This is a genomic window from Gardnerella sp. DNF00476 (assembly GCF_049262735.1).
Classification (GTDB): Bacteria; Actinomycetota; Actinomycetes; order Actinomycetales; family Bifidobacteriaceae; genus Bifidobacterium; species Bifidobacterium vaginale.
In genome coordinates, this window is the sequence record NZ_CP058401.1 from 1,288,563 (window position 1) to 1,308,291 (window position 19,729).

At 38.6% G+C, this 19,729-nt stretch carries 14 protein-coding genes, 2 tRNA genes and 1 riboswitch; of the genes, 11 read left to right on the forward strand and 5 right to left on the reverse strand.

Going from position 1 to position 19,729, the window contains the following annotated elements:
• The first annotated feature begins 9 nt into the window (after positions 1 to 9).
• Positions 10 to 555 carry a low molecular weight protein-tyrosine-phosphatase gene (locus tag HXT25_RS05080; RefSeq protein ID WP_004112487.1) on the forward strand — a complete coding sequence of 182 codons (546 nt, stop codon included), beginning with the start codon at positions 10 to 12 and terminating at the stop codon, positions 553 to 555.
• A gap of 107 nt (positions 556 to 662) precedes the next feature.
• On the opposite strand, the gene HXT25_RS05085 is transcribed toward HXT25_RS05080, so the two are convergent.
• Both HXT25_RS05085 and HXT25_RS05090 read right to left on the reverse strand, forming a co-directional pair.
• Complete coding sequence (locus HXT25_RS05085; RefSeq protein ID WP_101891869.1) at positions 663 to 1,448, reverse strand: DUF4191 domain-containing protein; 786 nt, start codon at positions 1,446 to 1,448, stop codon at positions 663 to 665.
• Between the two features lie 127 nt (positions 1,449 to 1,575).
• Positions 1,576 to 2,142 (reverse strand): DUF3043 domain-containing protein, encoded by a 567-nt coding sequence (locus HXT25_RS05090; protein ID WP_373271523.1) that lies wholly within the window; start codon positions 2,140 to 2,142, stop codon positions 1,576 to 1,578.
• Between the two features lie 206 nt (positions 2,143 to 2,348).
• Here HXT25_RS05090 and HXT25_RS05095 point away from each other — a divergent pair, with 206 nt between their 5' ends.
• Together HXT25_RS05095 and HXT25_RS05100 are read left to right on the forward strand one after the other, a co-directional pair.
• Positions 2,349 to 3,716: a dipeptidase gene (locus HXT25_RS05095; RefSeq protein ID WP_004112492.1), complete on the forward strand. Its 1,368-nt coding sequence runs from the start codon at positions 2,349 to 2,351 to the stop codon at positions 3,714 to 3,716.
• Between the two features lie 464 nt (positions 3,717 to 4,180).
• Positions 4,181 to 6,793 (forward strand): ATP-binding cassette domain-containing protein, encoded by a 2,613-nt coding sequence (locus tag HXT25_RS05100; protein WP_422118746.1) that lies wholly within the window; start codon positions 4,181 to 4,183, stop codon positions 6,791 to 6,793.
• A 15-nt stretch (positions 6,794 to 6,808) separates the two neighbouring features.
• Here the strand turns inward: HXT25_RS05100 and HXT25_RS05105 are convergent.
• Positions 6,809 to 6,881: transfer RNA gene (locus tag HXT25_RS05105), tRNA-Arg, on the reverse strand.
• A gap of 79 nt (positions 6,882 to 6,960) precedes the next feature.
• Positions 6,961 to 8,502, reverse strand: coding sequence for a hydroxyethylthiazole kinase (gene thiM / locus HXT25_RS05110; RefSeq protein WP_415682122.1), 1,542 nt, complete (start codon positions 8,500 to 8,502; stop codon positions 6,961 to 6,963).
• Positions 8,490 to 8,582: riboswitch (TPP riboswitch) on the reverse strand. Its footprint overlaps the gene before it by 13 nt.
• A gap of 560 nt (positions 8,583 to 9,142) precedes the next feature.
• On the opposite strand from thiM, the gene HXT25_RS05115 reads away from it, so the two are divergent.
• The 8 genes from HXT25_RS05115 to HXT25_RS05150 all read left to right on the forward strand — a co-directional run bounded on the left by HXT25_RS05115 (position 9,143) and on the right by HXT25_RS05150 (position 19,497).
• Complete coding sequence (locus HXT25_RS05115) at positions 9,143 to 9,769, forward strand: hypothetical protein (RefSeq protein WP_103013111.1); 627 nt, start codon at positions 9,143 to 9,145, stop codon at positions 9,767 to 9,769.
• A gap of 121 nt (positions 9,770 to 9,890) precedes the next feature.
• Positions 9,891 to 10,472 carry a tryptophan transporter gene (locus tag HXT25_RS05120; RefSeq protein WP_004115564.1) on the forward strand — a complete coding sequence of 194 codons (582 nt, stop codon included), beginning with the start codon at positions 9,891 to 9,893 and terminating at the stop codon, positions 10,470 to 10,472.
• Between the two features lie 108 nt (positions 10,473 to 10,580).
• On the forward strand, positions 10,581 to 12,398 hold the full coding sequence (locus HXT25_RS05125) for an ABC transporter ATP-binding protein (RefSeq protein WP_116772941.1): 1,818 nt from the start codon (positions 10,581 to 10,583) through the stop codon (positions 12,396 to 12,398).
• An 18-nt stretch (positions 12,399 to 12,416) separates the two neighbouring features.
• A complete protein-coding gene (locus tag HXT25_RS05130) occupies positions 12,417 to 13,190 on the forward strand; it encodes an energy-coupling factor transporter transmembrane component T family protein (protein ID WP_004112504.1) in 774 nt (257 codons plus the stop codon).
• Between the two features lie 57 nt (positions 13,191 to 13,247).
• Positions 13,248 to 14,330 carry a 1,4-dihydroxy-2-naphthoate octaprenyltransferase gene (gene menA, locus HXT25_RS05135; RefSeq protein ID WP_004575089.1) on the forward strand — a complete coding sequence of 361 codons (1,083 nt, stop codon included), beginning with the start codon at positions 13,248 to 13,250 and terminating at the stop codon, positions 14,328 to 14,330.
• 227 nt (positions 14,331 to 14,557) lie between these two features.
• Positions 14,558 to 15,346 carry an ANTAR domain-containing response regulator gene (locus HXT25_RS05140; RefSeq protein WP_004112506.1) on the forward strand — a complete coding sequence of 263 codons (789 nt, stop codon included), beginning with the start codon at positions 14,558 to 14,560 and terminating at the stop codon, positions 15,344 to 15,346.
• 122 nt (positions 15,347 to 15,468) lie between these two features.
• On the forward strand, positions 15,469 to 18,570 hold the full coding sequence (polA, locus tag HXT25_RS05145) for a DNA polymerase I (protein ID WP_009994794.1): 3,102 nt from the start codon (positions 15,469 to 15,471) through the stop codon (positions 18,568 to 18,570).
• 69 nt (positions 18,571 to 18,639) lie between these two features.
• Entirely contained in the window at positions 18,640 to 19,497 is an 858-nt protein-coding gene (locus HXT25_RS05150; RefSeq protein WP_101887864.1) for a Nif3-like dinuclear metal center hexameric protein, read from the forward strand.
• Between the two features lie 82 nt (positions 19,498 to 19,579).
• On the opposite strand, the gene HXT25_RS05155 is transcribed toward HXT25_RS05150, so the two are convergent.
• Positions 19,580 to 19,666 (reverse strand) — tRNA-Leu (locus HXT25_RS05155).
• Positions 19,667 to 19,729 lie beyond the last annotated feature (63 nt).

The window sequence follows — 19,729 nt, forward strand, 5'->3', positions numbered from 1 at the left end:
AGGATATGTATGGAATCTTTAAACAAAATTCACGTAGATGCTAAGCATCCGTATGTTGTTATGACGGTTTGTACAGGGAATATTTGCAGATCGCCAATGGCAGAAATTGTTTTGCGTAACGAGTTTAAGCTTAGAGGATTAAGCGATGTTGTTGCTGTAAAATCATGTGGCGTAAGTGACGAAGAATACGGAAATCCGATTGATAGACGTGCGCAAAGAGAGCTTAAAAGTAGGGGTTATTCTTTGCCGTTAAGCCATTTTGCGCATAGGATTGAGCGAGATGAAATAGAAGAGACGAATCTTTTTCTTCCAATGACTGCTTCGCATATGCAATCTTTGCTCAGGATTATTCCGCCACAAAAGCGTAGTCTTGTTCACATGTATAGGTCTTTTGATCCGTCTTTAGAAAAGCCACAAGTTGGTCGCGAAGCTGTTTTGGATTTGGCGGACCCATGGTACGGAGGTCCTAAAGAGTTTGAGATTGCAATGGATCAAGTGGAGGAGTGTGCTCCTTACATTGTGGATTGGGTAGAGTCGCAGATAACGCGCGAATAATAATTGCGTAAAGTCATATAAAGTCGCTTAAAATATATTAAAACCAGACGAACCAATTGGAACGTCTGGTTTATTTTTATGACTTTTATTTAAATAAAACCTACGATTTATTTTCCTCTTAAAGCTCTGCGACTTACTCGAGGAGCATGAGTTGGGTCAATTCCTTTTGGAATACCGAACCCAGATTTGCCCTGTAGCGTACGCAAACGATCATTCAAAATTGCAAGCTCAGTTTTAGTGAGGAAGAAGCGACGATTAGGGTGAATCATCTTAAACAAAGCAAACTTGTGATTTGTAGGCATTAAAGTTTTAGCTTTTAAAACCTTACTTCTTAGATCCCTAAGTTTAACTTGATTTTCACCATTACCGACGCAAATGCGGTAAACAGGAATATTAGATCCTGCTGTAACACTTTTAATCGCGTGCTCTTGGCGATTCATAGCTTGGCTTAAACGCTCATAGTTACCTTCGCCAACAAGGAAGATGCCGTTAAAACCAGTTCCTCGCCAAATAGCATCTTTTGTGCGAGGATCAACCCATACAGGTTGTTGAGGGAAAGTAAATCCGCCTTTGTTAATAGCAGATACAATGCCAGCCGCAGCTCCAGGCTTTCCTTCTAGTCTTGCATAGCCAACCTTATCTGCGCGTTTAGTGAGAACAACAGTAAACAGTAAAAGACCCAGCATAAGTGCTGTTATTACCATCATAATCCAAGTCAAAATGGACCATCTAAGAATAACACCAGCTACAATGCACAGCACAACAGGAGCTACAAAAGCTAAGCCAAGCCAAAGTGGAAGCTGCTTATCGTCTGTATGCGTGTACTTGTAGATACGCATAATTTGTGAAATCATGCCTGGCTTCTTAATGCCTTTTGGTTTATCGTTTGCCATTTGCGTTTATCCCCTAATACATAATATTAGCGTTTTATTGCTTTGTATTTTGTTGCTTTATTGCTTAGTAATCATACCCTAAACACGCTTATGCTATAAATCATAGCTTTGTTAGTATACTAGCGATTTATTTAGGCCAATTACCGCGCTTTGGTGTACTTGGCTTTGGGAGTCTCCATCTGCGCATTTGTATTGCTCGACTGCAAGCATACATAGCAGATCTAGAGCTTTTGCCAACAGAAACTTCGCCGTATCGCTTAACAAGCTCTTTACGAAGCTTACGCCACATTATTATAACGTCAATAATTGCAGCAAAAAGATATGCGTAAAGAACAATCGCAAGAGCAAAATATAGAGCAATATACTTAGTGGATAAGAAGTTTTGTGTTAAGAATATGCAGAGCATAATAACGATTGCAAACGGCACAAAAAATTCGCCAATATTGAAACGCGCATCTACATAATCTCTAATATAAACTCTCCATGGAAGCTGCTCTGACTTTGGCATATGAGCTAAGTCTCCATTTTTCATCGCATCGTATTGAGCATTTTCTTTTTCGCGCAATCTGGCTCGCGCAGCCTTTGCGCTTGCTTTTCTATCCGTTGGAACTAACGGTCTAAGATTCTGCGCTGTAGCTTCGCTTTGCTTCGGCGTTGGAGCGTTTTTTGTGCGAGTCTTTGCCTTATCTTCTATTTTATTTTCACTATTTTCATTAGTCGCTGATTGATTGCCATTTTGTGCACCATTATCAGCAGATTTTTTTACGAATGGATTCCATGTCATGTTTGCAGATTACCCAACAGACTAGACGCGTTATGAGCAATTTCGTTGGTTATGAATAGTCTGATAGTAGTAATTCAACTAATGTTTTTACTAATCTACTGTTTTTTGGAGGACTTATGGCTAGTTTAGAGGTTGCTGATGTGCGTTCGCGCGTGCAAAACGCTTGGGAAGACGTTATTAGCGTATTAAATAAGAAGATCTCTTTAGGAGCTGTTTCTGCTAAAGGTATTACTGGAGATCATATGCGTGCTTCGGCTGAGTATGTGGCTGAAGTTTTGCGCGAAGTGGGTGTAGATGCTCGCGTTGAGCAGTCTCAGAATCCGGATGGTACTCCTGGAGCTTTTGAAGTAGTTGGATCTCGTATTGTGGATCCTAGCGCTCCAACTGTTTTGCTTTACGCTCATCACGATGTTCAGCCTGTTCCAGATGCAAGCGAATGGAATACTGATCCTTTCAAAGGAACTGAAGTAGATGGTCGCTTGTATGGCCGCGGTAGTGCTGATGATGGCGGCGGAATTGCAATTCACTACGGTGCTTTGCGCGCTTTAAGCGAAGATTTAGGCGTAAATATTAAGGTATTTATTGAAGGTGAAGAGGAAATGGGCTCTCCAAGTTTCATTCCATTCATCGAAGCTCATAAAGATGAGTTTGAATCAGACGTTATTATTGTTGCCGACTCTGGAAATTGGTCTGCGGATGTTCCAAGTCTTACGACTAGTTTGCGCGGAAACACTACTGTAGACGTTAAAGTGAAAGTTCTTGGACATCAGGTTCATTCTGGACAGTTTGGCGGACCAATTTTAGACGCATACACGCTTGCTTCAATGCTTATTGCTTCTCTTTATAACAAGGAAGGTGATTTGGCTGTTCCTGGAATTGAATCGCAAGAGCCTGTTGGCGGTTTGCAACGTGATTTGGATGAGGCTCAAGTTCGCGCAGATTCTTCAGTAGTGGATTCTTACAAGCTTGCTGGTACCGGTTCCCTTGCTGCTCGTATGTGGACTAAGCCTAGCTTGACTGTTATTGGTATGGATGCTCATCCAGTAGAGGAAAGCTTTAATGTGATTGCTCACGAAACGCGTTTGCGACTTTCGCTTAGAACTGCGCCTTGCCAGCGTCCAGAAGAAGCGCAAAAAGCTTTGAGCGACTTTTTGGTTGCAAACGCCCCATTCGGTGCGCAAGTTACTGTAAAGCCAGTTGACAATGGTATGGGTTGGGCTATGGATCCTGATGCTGTAGCAACTAAGGACGCTTTAGCTTCTATGAAGGATGCTTTTGGCGTGGATCCTATTAACAAGGGCGAAGGTGGTTCGATTCCATTTATTCCAGAATTGCAACGAATTTTCCCTAAAGCTCAGGTTTTGGTGACTGGACCTGAAGATCCAAAGTCTAATGCGCATAGTCCTAACGAATCGATTTCTCTTTCTGGCTTGAAATCGAATATCGTAACTGAAGCTTTGCTCTTAGATCGTCTAACTAAGTAAACTTAACAACTCGTATACAATCGCTATATAAAATTTTAGCGTTTGTATACGAGTCTACGCAATGACGTAAAATCTTCACACGACACGGGTGCTTTGCATTAATTTGTAAAGCTGAGAGAAACCGCTTGAACGTGAATCCAGGTAATGCTGGCGCACGGAGATCTGTTTTTCCCGTGCCTTAATGGTGACCTACGATTTAAGCCAACGCATAAGTCGTAGTGAAAGAACAGTAAGGCACATATCTATGTCGAAAGAAAATGTCTTATTGCAATGCAATCAGCGATGTAAATCACTGATATGACGTTTTGTTATTAGGATAAGTCAAAAACGTGTTTGTAATAAAGACATTTTAGGATTTTTAGGTCGTTAAAAAGTCCGTAGCAGATCTAAATGATTCTAAAAGAAAAAATTAAAAAATAGATAGAAAATAATTAAATAAAATCATTGCCATAAAGGATTTTTCTATGCCCGATGCATTTGAAACGCCAGTTTTGAACAAAACTAATACGCAGGATGCCGAAACATTCCTTCCATCGGCTAGCTGCAATGCTCAGCTACGTTTTGATAATTGGGGTTATCGTCATGCTTCTCGCAAACATTTTGCTGTACGCGGGTTGAACCTAACAATTGAAGCAGGGCAAAGAGTTTTGTTGCTTGGTGCATCGGGCATAGGCAAATCCACAATTCTTGAAGGTGCTGCTGGGCTGATTGGTAGTGATATTGTTAAATCTAGCTCAAATAATTCAAAGCCTGATTCGAAGAAGAATGTTTTAGTAGAAGATGAAGATGGCGGTGTAAGCGAAGGCTCAGTATTCGTAGATGATTTACCAGTTCATAAAGCGCGTGGGCGAGTAGGATTAGTGTTACAAGATCCAGAGGCTCAAGCTATTTTTCAGCGTTTAGGGGATAACGTCGCCTTCGGTCCTGAAAATATGAATGTTCCTCGTAAAGAAATATGGGATCTTGTTAATAAAAGTCTTGAAGAAGTAGGTTTAGAAGGATTACAGTTACACCGTTCTACCGCCCATTTAAGTGGTGGTCAAATGCAGCGTCTGGCATTGGCTGGAGCATTGGCTATGAAGCCAAGTGTGCTTCTTTTAGATGAGCCTACTGCGAATCTAGATCCAGATGGTGTTAATCAGATTGTAAAAGCTGTTGGTAAAGTTTTAGACGATACCAATGCAACAATGGTTCTTGTAGAACATCATGCGCAGCCTTGGATTGATTTGATTGATAGAGTAGTGGTTCTTGGTCTTGATAATTCTGTGAACAATACTGAAGAGAATAATTATGTTCACGATGATGATATTGCGCGAGACGAGTTTGCGCAAACAATTATTGTTGCAGATGGAACTCCAGACGAAGTGTTCAGTAGAAGCGATCTTGATTTTGAAAACCTTGGGATTTGGCTTCCTGACAAGTATAAAGATCCGCAAGATCGCAGAATTGGTAGGATTTATGTTGAATGTGAACCAGATTGCGATCCAGCAAAAGGTGATGGAAGAGTAGTTCTATCAACAGAAAACCTTGCGATTAGTCATACGAGTACTCCAATAGCAAAAAATATAAATTTGAAATTTAATTCTGGACAAATCACAGCATTAGTTGGAGCAAACGGTGCTGGAAAATCCACTTTATCTCTAACTTTGGCAGGATTAATTCCAGCTTTAGAAGGTCAGGTTGTAGCTAGTGAGGATCTTTGCGAAGGCGCTGGTGGCACCGATCCTATGAAATGGAAGTCTACTGATCTTGCTAAAAGAATTTCATACGTTTTCCAGAATCCAGAACATCAGTTTGCGTGTGGAACTGTTCTTGAAGAAGTTATGCTAGGTCCTATTAGAACTGGAATGAGTGAAGAAGACGCTAAAACTAAAGCAGAGTCTTTATTAGATAGATTCCGCCTATCTAGATATTCTAACGCAAACCCATACACTTTATCTGGCGGTGAAAAGCGTAGACTTACTGTTGCCGCATCTTTGGCTGCAGCTCCAAGAGTTTTAATTTTAGATGAACCGACTTTTGGACAGGATCGTAAAACTTGGTTACAAATTATAAAACTCATTGCAAGCCTTCGCGCAGATGGCGTTAGTGTTATTGTTGTTACTCATGATAGAGAGTTAGTAGATGCGCTTGGAGCGCGTTTAGTGGAACTTAAAACTAATGTGGATTCCACTAATGACGAATCTTATGAGTCTGAAAATGTAGATAATTCACAAGAATCTTTAGCATTATCTTCGTCAACAGATGCAACGAATATATCTCGAATAGAAGTTAGCGATGTGAACCATCGTGATGAGGCAGCTCGCGCATCAAGTTATTCTCCATTCTTGGCATCTTTGAATCCTGTGTATAGGATGCTTGGAGCTTTCCTACTTTCGGTTCCGCTTTTGTTTACTCTCGACTGGCTTTCTGCAACAATAGCTTTGGTTTTGGAGTTTGTGATTCTTTGGGTTGTTAAAATGAACCCTTTGCGAGTTATTAAACTTTCTTGGCCTGTATGGGTTGGTGCTCCTGGATCTGCATTAGCAGTGTGGTTGTATGGTAAATCAGGTGGAGCAACATGGTTTGATTGGGGAATTATTCATGTAAGTGATCATTCCACAACTCTTGCAATTGCAACATTCATCAGAATTTTAGCTATCGGTGTTCCAGCTATTGTTACTGTTATTGGCATTGATGCAACTGATTTAGCTGATGCCTTTAGTCAAGTTATGAAATTGCCAGATAGGTTTGTTTACGGTGGATTAGCTGGTATGCGATTGTTTAGCGTCCTTCAAGATGATTGGGCTGCTCTCAGCGCATCTAGGCGTTCTCGCGGACTTGGCGATGATAGTAAGATTAAGGCTTTTATGCCTCAAGCTTTTGCTCTTTTGGTGCTGTCTATTCGAAGATCTACAACTTTGGCTACGGCTATGGAAGCTCGTGGATTTGGCGGAGAAAACCCAAGATCTCATGCACGTATAAGCCATGTGAATAAACGCGATTATGTGTTTATGATTGGGTGCTTAATTATTCCTGCTATAGCTTTAATCGCTGCTGTATATTACGGTACTTTTGCTCTTCTTGGAGGAAATTAATACTAACACAAAATGTGGGCTTGATGAGATTCGAACTCACGACCTTCTGCTCCGGAGGCAGACGCTCTATCCACTGAGCTACAAGCCCGCAACTTGTGAAAGTATACACGTTGCTAGGGATTGAAAGTATACGCTATTAGCCAATTTTTGTGACTTTAATGCATACTTTAGCGAGTTATTACGCTTTTAAGGTCGCTTGCTACTTTTTTAGGATCTTCAGCGCACATGAGCGCAGATACAGTGCATACTCCGTCAATACTCAGGTCTTTGATTGGGAAAACGGTGTTTTCGTGTATTCCACCAATCGCTAGAGTTTTTACACCCATGCTGTGTGCTACTTTTGCTACTTCATTTACGCCTTCAATTCCAAGAGGAGGAACATCATGCGCCTTAGTATTTGTGGCAAATGCAGCTCCGATTCCTATAACATCAGGAAGTGGAGTATCGTTCTCTTTGCACTCTTTATATGCTTTTTCCATTAGGTCTACTCTTGCGCAAGAAAGTCCAATCATCCATTCGGCTGGCATGGATTTACGTGCTGTAACGAAAGGCGTGTCTTTTTGACCAATATGCAGGTTGAATCCCAGTTTTGCTGCAGTATCAACGTGATCGTCTATGAAAATCGGTATATCTCCATGTTTTGCTTTTATAAGTGTTTTGCGTAACTTTATGGCTTTTTCTGATATTTCAGTATCGTTGGAGTATTTATCTCGCAATTGAACTACTGTCACTCCGCCATCTATGGATTCTACTGCAACTTGTTCTTCGCTACGGTTTCCCATTCGTGGATCTGTGACTAGGTAAAGCGTCCAATCTGTTGGTTCTATGCTAAATTCAATGTTTGTTAGTTCAAACATGTTGTTTACACTTAATGTTTGCAATGCGTCGATCCACAGTGTTTTGAATGTTCCTGGTGCAGTTGTTTGTCTTGCTGCAAACGTTCCAGCTGCTGCAGCGTGCACGTGTGCAGCCACTGTTGCTGCCACTGGGCGCTCTGGGTTTGCACCCACATATGCCGCCACTAATGATCCAAGAGCGCACCCAGTTCCTACAACTTTTGTCATAGCCTTGTGTCCGCCAGTTATTCGCACTAGGCATCCGTGACCGTATACCGCGTCTTTTTCTCCAGATATTGATATTACAGATCCGTATTCTTTTGCCAGTTTTTTGGCTGCTTCTAGCGCGGAGTTTACTGGATCTTGCGCATCTACGCCTTTCATCTGACTGTTTTGCCCAACTAAAGCTAATATTTCGCTTGCGTTCGCTCGTATTACTGTTGGGTTTCGTTTTACTATTTCTCTTACAAATTTTGTTCTAGTGGTTAATTCGTCTACTCCAACTCCAACTGGATCTAGTACCCAAGGAGTTTGTGTTTCTTCGCAAGTTTCTATTGCTTTGCGTATGGCTTTGCCTTTTATCTCTTCGAATGTTCCAACATTTACTAGAACGCCTGACGCTATTTTTGCAATGCCTGCTGCTTCATCTGGGTCGCATACCATTATTGGCGTAGCTCCTGCGGAAAGTAGTACATTTGCTGTTATTTCTTGAACAATATTGTTTGTTATGCAATGAGTTAGTGGCTTCTTTGCTCTCACTCTTTCTATGCATGATCTAACGTCATTTAGAAACATTCGTCTTCTTGCGCGAACGCTAAAACTTGTATCTATATTTGTATCTATATTTGCATTTGATTCGTTTAATTCTTCCATGATTTTCCCTTCGCTAGCACTACCTAGATCAGGTTTAACGGGTGTAATCTCAGCGTTTTTACGCACCCCGAACCGACTTTGACTATATCGTTTGTGTATGACGTTTGGCTATGTAATATTTTATTTCGCGCGTTTTGCGTTGTTTCGCTTGAAATTTCGGGGATGATTGAAGATTATTGTTTTGGATTTTATAAAATTTTTCCATTAATTTTTTATTTTTGTTTGCATTTGTACTTTTATAGTGTTAGCATCAAACACAACACAAACGGATATCGTAAATTTTACGATTTACGATTTTGGATTTGTGATTGACCACATTAAGCGTTTAGCTTTGCAGCTAAGTATTAAGGAGGCGGCTATCATGCGTAACATGAATGCTCAAGCTCGCGATACTTTTGATGCTGCTCGTATGTGGTGGTGGCAGACTTCTCTTTGGCGTAGTTTACTCTAAAGCTTTAGAAGCTGCTTGTTTAGGCTTGTAAAAGACCTCTAGGGTAAACCTGGAGGTCTTTTTTATATCTCCAGAAAGCCAAATCTATTTGGATTAATTTTACGTCTAAAACAAATCTATAAACATAAAAAACAATTAAAAAATTGTTTAAAACAATCAACATAAAAATCTACATAAAAGGAGAAAATCATGGCTCAGGAAATTAATGAAACTAAGCAGGAAACCTCATTTACTTCTGCTGAATCTAGTGTTAATCAGGCTTCGGATTTACTTAAAGGTGTAAATGTTAAAAAGCATGCTTTAGATATTACGTCTTTGGTGTTGGTGGCTGTTCTTTTTGCAGCAGGATGTATTCTTGACTTTACAGTTGCAAAAGCGCTTTCGATTGGAAATATTCAGCCAGAGTTTGTAATTGCATCGTTCTGCCTTGCGATTTTGTTGGTTCGTCCAAATGTTATTCAGGGTGCGATTATTGGTGCTTTGGCTGCGACTTTAATTCAATTTAACACTTCAATTCCTGGTCTTGAATACGCTTGCGATATTCCAGCAGCAATTATTATGACTTTGATGTTGATGGGTTATTTAAAGGCTTTTCCTAAGGATGCTGCTAGAAAGTTCAGTATTTTCCCATTAATTTCTTCCTTTATTGCAACTGTTATTTCTGGAATGATTTTTGCAACAATCGCATCTTTCTTTATTCTTCACTCTCCAAACACTGTTCTTGTTATGCTTCCAATCATTTTGGGTACTGCTGTGTTTAATGCTGTTGTTGTTGAGGTTCTATACACTCCAATTCGACTCGTTTTACACAAGTAAATCAGAATTGAAAAATAATTAAACAAATTAATTTAAATCAATATAAATAAATATCAAAACATATATAAATAGCAAAAGTCGATAATTAAAACTTGATTATCGCAACTTAAAGGAGAAGATTATGAATCAGGAAATTAACGAACATGAAGGTAATATGCTTAATGCTGTAAGTATTAAAAAGCACGCTTTAGATATTACGTCTTTAGTGTTGGTGGCTGTTCTTTTTGCAGCAGGATGCATTCTTGACTTTACAGTTGCAAAAGCGCTTTCAATTGGAAATATTAAACCAAACTTCTTAATCGCATCATTCTGCCTTGCGATTTTGTTGGTTCGTCCAAATGTTATTCAGGGTGCGATTATTGGTGCTTTGGCTGCAACTTTAATGCAATTTAACGCATCTATTCCTGGTCTTAATTATGTTTGCGATATTCCAGCAGCAATTGTTATGACTTTGATGATTATGGCTTATGTCCGCGTTTTCCCTAAGGATGCTGCTAGAAAGTTCAGTATTTTCCCACTTATAGCAACTTTTATAACCACAGTTGTTTCTGGTTTAATATTTGCATCTACTGCATCTTTCTTTGTTCTTCATTCTCCTAAGACGATTCTTGTTATGCTTCCAATCATTTTGGGAACTGCTGTGTTTAATGCTGTTGTTGTTGAAGTTCTTTACACTCCAATTCGACTCGTTCTACACAAGTAAGTATTTGAATTTATTTTAGATGATATTCAGTAAGTCATATAATCGTCAGAGAGTAATCAATAAGTAATGTTCATAGTATTGTTGGGTTTTTAAGAGTTAGGAATTGTTGTGTCTTTGCTTGAGCTTAGGGAAGTATCTTTTAAATATTTGAATCATAATAAGGATGATTCTTTAGACTCTGCAAAGGCACAAGATTCCACTTTTGCCTTGAACAATATAAGCCTTAGTATTGAAGCTGGCGAATTTGTTGGAATTATTGGACCATCTGGATCTGGTAAAACAACTCTTGCCTCTATTTTCTCTGGTGCTATTCCTCATCATTATTCTGGAGAACTTTCTGGAATCGTTAAGATTGCAGGTCAAGAAACTAAAAATCTTGCTTTAACTAATATAGCCTGCTTAATTGGATCAGTTATCCAAGATATTGATGCGCAAATGGTGGCTGCAAACGTAGAAGATGAGATTCTTTTTGGTCTAGAAAACTTTGGTGTTGCACACAATGAAATACCGAATCGAATCGATGAAGCTTTACAAATTGTTGGCATTAGTGATTTGCGCAACCGCGATTTAGACACTCTTTCTGGAGGTCAAAAGCAGAAAGTTGCGATTGCTGCTATTCTTGCGCTAAAACCTAAAGTTATGGTGTTAGATGAGCCTACGTGCGCTTTAGACCCTGTTTCTTCTAAAATGATTTTTTCGATTCTTAAAGATTTGAATAAGAATTTTGGAATAACGGTTGTTGTAATTGAGCAGAAAGTGGCGCTTTTAAGCGAGTATTGCAAGCGTTTGGTTGTGCTTTCTAATGGCACTTTATCACTGGATTTGCCTGTTGGACAAGCGCTAAAAAATATGGATTTGCTTTATTCTATTGGAATAAATTATCCGCGCACTACACATTTGGTTAATGATTTACAGCGTGAGAGTGTTTGCTCTAAAAGCGATTTGCCTGTGTCTGTAGAAGATACAGTAAATACTATTCTTAATACGATTAATAGTGGAAATTCTTTAGTTTCACATGATGATTCACATAGTGAATGCGATGAAGATAAATGTGCGGCTGCTTTCGACTTTTCCAATGCATCGCAAAACTTAGCACAAAATTCTTCACCATGTCTTTCTTTGCAAAATGTTAGTTTTTCATATCCGAGTGGTGTTAGTGCTTTAGAAAACGTGTCTTTTGACGCTTATCCTGGGGAGCTTGTAACTCTTGTTGGAAGAAATGGTGCTGGAAAAACAACTGTTACTAAGATAATAAACGGTTTGCTTAAGCCAAATAGTGGAAGTATTTTTATTGATGGCAAAAATACTAGCAACATGAAAATAAGCCAAATTGCCCACTATGTTTCGACTCTTTTCCAGAATCCAGATCGTCAGCTTTGTAAAGATACTATTTTAGAAGAAGTAGCGTTTAGTTGCATTCTTTTAGGTGAGTCTGTTAAAGAAGCTAATGATCATGCTATGCAAGTGATTGAAAAGCTTAATTTAGATCCTAATGCTAGCCCTTTTATGCTTTCTAGAGGTCAGCGTCAGATGGTTGCTTTGGCTGCAACTGTTGTAACTAAACCTAAGATTCTTGTGTTAGATGAGCCTACTTGCGGACTGGATTACATGGAATGCTTGAGAATTATGCAAGTTGTAGAAGACCTTAGAGACCATGGTTGTTGCGTAATAATGGTTTGCCACGATATGGAAGTTGTTCTTGATTTTGCAACGCGTTTAATTGTAGTAAACGATGGACATATTCTTGAAGACGGAAGCATAAGCCATGTGTTTGAGAATAAGAGTATTTGCGATGAAGCTGCTTTATGTGCTCCTCTTTTGTGCGCTGTATCTCAGGGCTTAGTTAAAAATGGTTTTGCTAAGTGTAAAGGATTGTATAAGAGAGATATGTTGGTTAATGCTCTTAAAAAGAGTTGCAATTTGTAAAACAAATGGGTGATTTTTATGCAAACTAAGATTCTTACTTATAATGCTGGTTCAACTTTCTTGCACAAGGCAAATCCTATTGCAAAACTTATATTAGCTATAAGCGTTGTTGTGTCTGCTTTTATAGCTCAACAATTTAGCGTTCTTGTAACTATTGCAGTATTGATTCTTGTTGCTATGGCTATGGCTGGGATTCTTAAAACTCTGTTTCCTCTTGTGCGCGCAATGCTTATTCTCGGCGTTGTAATGTTCTTTTTGCAAACGATTATTGCTCAGGGTGGAAATTATATGTTCTTGTGGTTTACATCAAGAGGAATTTCTGTTGCTGCAAGAGCATCTTTGAGACTATTCTGTTTTGCTTTGCCTCTTGTTAGCGTTCTTAGCATTACAAAATTGAACGATTTAGCTAATGCTGTTGTTCAATATCTACATGTTCCTTACTGCTATGTTTTTACGATTACTACAGCTGTGCGTTTTGTTCCTATTTTTGCGTACGAAATGTCTCAGATTACAGAAGCTCAAATGGCAAGAGGAGTGGAGTTCGATACTAAGAATCCTTTTAAAAAGATTAAGCTTATGATGCCTTTGATTGTGCCTCTTTTGGTTTTGTCTGTTCGTAAAGCCGATAGTTGTGCTTTGGCTGCGGAAGAACGTGGATTCTATTTGCGCACTCGTAAGTCATCTTATAAAAAGTACACTTTTGGATGGCGTGGGCTTGTTCTTATTGTAATATCTGCGATTATGATTGCTTTGCCTATAGTTGTGTCTATATTAGCTCCACAAATTATTTAAAATAGTCTAAACTAATCTAGAATAAGTTAAAAAATTCTAGAATCTAGGCGATTTTTGATGAATAATTTAAAGGTTTGGCTTAAAGGTGCAAGACTTTATACTCTTCCAATCGGAATAGTGCCAGTTATTATGGCGATTTCGATTTTTGCAAGATATTTATTCAGTGGTCAAATACTTGTAAAACCTTATAATATTGAAAATTTTGTTATTCAATCACTATTGTGTATAGGTGTTGCTGCTTTTATGCAGATTTCAGTGAACTATGCGAATGATTATTGTGATGGTTTGCGTGGATTAGATGATCAAAGATCTAATAGAGATTTAGGCGATAAAACATTGTGTGATGTGTCTTGGAGACTTGCAGACGCTGGTATTAAACCAAAATCAGTTTTGTATGCTGTTTGCATATCTGCCTTAGTATCATGTGTTTTTGGGTTAATCATTACTGTTAGAAGTGGAATTTGGATATTTATTCTTCTTGGACTAGTTTGTCTTATGGGAGCGTGGTTTTATGCGGGAGGATCGCATCCTTACGGTTACCGTGGTTGGGGAGAATTTAGTGCGTTTTTGTTCTTTGGACCTGTTGCTTTTCTAGGAACATTGTGTGCTCTTAGTTTTGGAAGTGGTTTTCCTAAAGAATCAATAACAACGGCAAGCGTTCCACAAATTGTGTTTTGTGTGTTATTGTCCATCATTCCAGGCGGGTTCTCTGCTTGTCTTATGATGATTAACAATTTAAGGGATATAGAAAGTGATACAAAACACGCAAAATTTACAGCAATGTCAATTGTTGGGGAGAATATAGGGCGAATTATATTCGTTTCTGTTGTAATTATGTTTACACTTCTGCAGTGTGTTTATGTTTTTCTTAATATATTTTTTGCTAAGTTTATGACAATAATTTGGAATGTAGCCAGATTGAATAAAAATGCTTTCAGAATAAATTGCTTCTTGTTTAATCAGGGTGTGTTTATTGTTTGCTGCATTTTGTTATTATTGCTTACCTACATGTTTATTAAAAAAGCGTATTCGCTAGCATATGCGGTTATATGTGGGAATTATGCTAATGCTTTTCCAATATGCGTATCTTTAGCAATGCTTGGTTCTTTGACTTTTGTATTGTCAATATTTGCATGCTAGCTTTACCGCATTAAAAAGCGGTTTATAATGTATTTTATACATGCGTACTAGTAAAATCATATGGCAACGCGCACGGTGTGCTTTTAGTGTTTGTGCAATGAATATGCATGATGCTGGTTCACGCAATGACCGCAAAGCTGGCGTGTATTAGAGTGTGCAAAATGTGTGTTGGTGGAATACATAGCGCTGTTGCCTTGTGTTTTAGGGTAAGGAAATGAGGTTGTAAAATGTCTGCTGTAACCAGCGATGAAGAGATGGGGAAGTCGCCAGTTGTGCTTACCGATGATGAGTTGCGAGATGCGGCTGAGTTGTCTACTCCTAAAAAAGACGATGATAACAGTGAAAGCAAAAAAGAAAATGCTGAAAAAACTGTTGTAGTTGCAGAAGACGAGGCAGTGAACCGTATGGATCTTGTAGCAATGTTGGAAGATAATGGCTACAAGGTTGTAGGACAAGCAGCTAATGGAGAAGAAGCGGTTAATCTTACTCGTCAATTCCATCCAGATGTTGTTTGCATGGACGTTAAGATGCCAGTAGTAGATGGTATTCAAGCGGCTGCCACTATTTGTGACGAGAATATTGCTCCAGTTGTTATGCTCACTGCTTTTTCTCAATCTGATTTAGTTAAGAGAGCTACTGGCGCTGGTGCTATGGCTTATGTTACAAAGCCGTATGAGGAGTCAAAACTTTTACCTGCTCTAGAAGTAGCTATGGGTAGGTTTAGTGAAATTAACGATTTATTAGATAGTGTTGAGCGTACTGAAAATAAGCTACAGGATGCGCAAGATCAGCTTCGTAAAGCAGAAGAGAAGCTTAGGAAGGCTGAAGATACTCTTGAAGAGCGTAAGCTTGTAGACAGGGCAAAAGGTTTGCTTATGGACAAGGCTGGATTCTCGGAACAGGGTGCTTTCCGCTGGATTCAAAAAACTTCTATGGATCAGCGTATTCCAAAGAAGCGTCTTGCTTTGGCTATTATTGCTAAGTATGGTGAAGAAAAACCATCTGCAGAAGCGTAAACAGTATTTCAAAGCATTATTTAAAAACAATATTTTGTAGTTGTTACAATTAATGGTTGTGCCAGCTATGGCAAATAATTTCATAAAAAATTTATTTTACGAGAACGCAGGTGGGTAGTTAAGTGAATGCCAGCATCGTTGCAAACGAGGATTCTTTGAATAATGAGGATGAAAATGGAACGTTGTTGGTGGTAGATGGCCACTCACTTGCGTTTCGTGCTTTTTACGCAATATCTGCGGATAATTTTTCAACAAAATCTGGTTTTGCAACCAATGCAATATGGGGTTTTTCAACAATGCTTTCTCAGGTTATTGAAAAAGAAAAACCAGATAAGCTTGCTGTTGCTTTTGATGTTAAAGGCGGAACTTTTAGAAATAAACTTTTGCCGCAATATAAAGGAACTCGAGAAGCTGCACCAGAAGAGCTTCTAGCTCAACTTCCTGTTATACAAGAATTGCTCAATGCATTAGGTGTTAAATATATTACAAAACAGGGTTATGAAGGCGACGATATTATTGCAACCTTAGCCACAATGGGCGCTAAAGCTAAATATAAGACTCTTGTTCTTTCTGGAGATCGTGATGCGTTCCAACTTATTGATGAATATATAAATGTTTTGTATCCAGGCAGGCATTTTAAAGATTTAAAACAAATGGATACTGATGCGATTATTGAAAAATATAATGTTACGCCTAAGCAATATTCAGATTTAGCAGCGCTTAGAGGAGAAACTTCTGATAATATTCCAGGTGTTCCTGGCGTAGGCGATGGTTATGCAGCAAAGTGGATTAATCAATTCGGTGGATTAGAAGGCATTATAGAACACGCGGATCAGGTGACTGGCAAAAAAGGTGAGTCTTTGCGAGAAAGCATAGATCAGATTCGTCTGAATAAGAAAGTAAATACTCTTGTTAAAGATTTAGATCTTGGTGTTGGTATTAATGATCTTGAATTTGGAAATGTTGATGCCGCGTCAGTTGGCGAATTGTTTGAAAGACTCGAATTTGGTACTCGCAGTAGAAGGAAGATTTTAAAAGAATTTACGCGTGGAAGCAAAGAGCTTTTAGAAGAGAACATTAAGATGATGATTTCTGCTGGAAGCACTCATGCTGGCAGTGATGTTAGTTCTACAGAGTCTGATAATTCAGATGATTTAGAGGATTTCAAAACTATAGTAGATAAAATAAATATTCATAAAATTTATTCAGAATCTGATTTAGATAATTGGATTAATCTCGTGTCACCATGTATTGAGAAAAGTGAGTCAAATGGATCGTCAGAATTAGTTAAAGAGAATACGGAATATAAATCTAAAGCAACCGTAGATTTGTTTGAATTACTTGAGTCTCAAGAAAAACCTTCTTTAAATCTTATAAGAAATGATTTAGAGTGTGCAAAAACTATTAAAGATCACAAAGAACTAGTTATATATGCATTGCAAAAACCAAATGATAGCAGTCAGTTTGGTATTTATGCAGATGTGCTAGTAATGCTATCGCAAAATAATGCTGCAATTGTGTATTCTGATGTTCTTAATGGGGATTCTAGCGAAGATTGTAATAAAATCTGCCACAAGCTAAAAGATTTCATAAAAATGTATGAATCTTCAATTGTTTTGCATGACTACAAAAAACATATAGCTCTTCTTAAATCGCTGAAAATTGTAGATAATAATTACTCTTTTAATCCATTACTTGACACTCGTTTAGCATCTTATTTGATAGAACCAGATTTTCGCAATGAAAATATTGAAGATATGGCGGAACATGTTCTAAATATTCATGTAGAAAATGAAAAATCTAATGAAGAGCCTGCACAAGGAGAGCTTGATTTTGTTTTAGAAGATAGTGATAATCCTGAAGAGTTAAATCAAGAAGAGGATAAGCGTAAAAAGCAAGAAAAGCGTATTTTGGAAACTGCTATAACAATAAGATTGTTGGCAAAGCAATATGCTATAAAACTAGATGAACGTAAACAAACAGGATTAATGGTCGATGTCGAAATGCCTGTTTCTAGGGTCTTAAGAGGCATGGAAGATGCAGGTGCTGCCGTAGATATGAGCAGGCTCGTATCTATGAGAGATAATTTTGCGGCAGAAGCTCAATTTGCCCAAAAAATGGCTTTGGATGTAGCAAACAAGCCGATAAATTTGCAAAGTCCTAAGCAGCTTCAACAATTGCTATTTGAGGATATGGGTTTAAAGCCTACAAGAAGAACGAAAAGTGGATCTTATACTACTAATGCAGAAGCATTGCAAGAATTATATGCAAAAATTGATCCAGATGAAAAAGCTAGTCAATTCTTAGGGGCTTTGCTAAAACATCGTGAGACAAACAAGTTAAAGCAGATTGTACAGAGTCTTATTGATTCTGCAAGATATGAAGATGGCAGGATTCATACCACTTTTGAACAAACTATTGCAGCTACTGGGCGTTTAAGTTCTTCGGACCCAAATTTGCAAAATATACCGAATAGGAATGTGGTCGGTAGGGAAATTAGAGCTGCTTTTATTCCAGGAAATCAATACGATCAGCTTATGAGTTGTGATTATTCTCAAGTAGAGCTTAGAATTATGGCTCATGCTTCTGCAGATGAAACACTTATTAAAGCTTTTAAGTCTGGTGTTGATTTTCATAAGTTTGTAGCAAGCTTGGTTTATAAGATTCCAGTTGAACAAGTTAGCCCAGATCAGAGATCGCATGTTAAAGCAATGAGCTACGGATTGGCATATGGGCTTAGTACTTATGGTTTAGCAAAACAGCTTTCTATTAGTCCTGCTGCTGCAGAAGTTCTTAAAGAAAAGTATTTCGATACCTTTGGTGGCGTGCATGACTATTTGGAGTCTTTAGTAGATAAAGCTAGAAAGCTTGGATATACTCAAACGATGTTTGGTCGTAGAAGGTATTTTCCTAAGCTAAATTCCACGAATAGAGCATCTCGTGAATCTGCAGAGCGAGCAGCTTTAAATGCTCCTATTCAAGGAAGTGCTGCAGATATTATGAAGCTTGCAATGATTCAAGTAGATAAGGATTTGCGAGAAGCTAAAGTAAAAAGTCGTGTGATTTTGCAAATACACGATGAACTTGTTCTCGAAATAGCACATGGCGAAGCAGATATCGTAGAAAATATTGTTAAAAACGCTATGGAACATACTGTTGAGCTAGACGTTCCGCTTAACGTGTCTACTGGATTGGGAGCTGACTGGCAGCTTGCTGCTCACTGATTTTATTTGTGAGAATTATTGTAAAGTCCGCTGTAGGTTTATTGTAGGTTTATTATAAAGGTGTAGAATATGACAACTTTAGTTGATGTTGTTAATGTTTTAGAAGACTTGTATCCTCTAAATCTTGCTGAATCTTGGGATAATCCTGGACTAATTGTTGGAAATCCTACGGATAAGGTGAATAAGATAGTTTGTTTATCTGATCCAACTTTAGAAGCTGTTGAAGAATCATGCAAAATGGGTGCTAATTTGATTGTTTCTCATCATCCTTTATTCTTTAGGTCAGTTCATGAAGTTTCTGGTTTTTCTGTTCGCGGAAAAATAGTTCAGACACTTATTGAAAATCATTGTGGCTTGTGGGTCGGTCACACTAATGCGGACGCGGCTTTTAGGGGAGTGGCGGATGCTGCAGCTAATGCTTTTGGTCTTAAAGATTTGCATCCTCTTGTTCCAGCAAGTAATAATGACCTTTCTCTTGGTCTTGGCAGAGTTGGAGTGCTTGAACAAAAAATCACGCTTAAAGAGTTTGCTATGCGCGTTTTTAACGCTTTGCCTACTACTAATCTAGGCATTCAAGTGTGTGGAGATATTAATGCAATGGTTAGTAAAATAGCTGTTCTTCCAGGTTCAGGTGATTCTTTATTTGATGAAGTTCGCGCTTGCGGAGCAGATGTGTATGTAACAAGTGATTTAAGGCATCATCCTGCAACGGACGCGTACGAGCAGGCTGTGTATGAAGCAAAATTAGAAAATTCTAATATTATTAAGCCCATGCTTATAAACACTCCTCATAGTGCCATTGAGTCGTTGTGGTTTAAGTATGCTGTGCAAGATGTTCATGATTCTATATACAAGAATTTTGGTGAATCGTTGGATGTTTCTTGGATTGGTAGAGCTTTTGACCCTTGGAATTATGTGATTAATTAGAGTGATTGATCAGCGCGATTAGCGGATATGAATATGAAAAAACAGAAAAGTCTTGCTGATTTCTCAGCAAGACTTCATTCCGTGTCCGGAGCGGGACTTGAACCCGCACGCCTGTACAAATAGGCACTAGCACCTCAAGCTAGCGCGTCTACCATTCCGCCACCCGGACGGGTGTTTTAGACAACAGATAGAACTATAACATTTTTTTTGACTCTTTGCTTCGGCGTGTTGA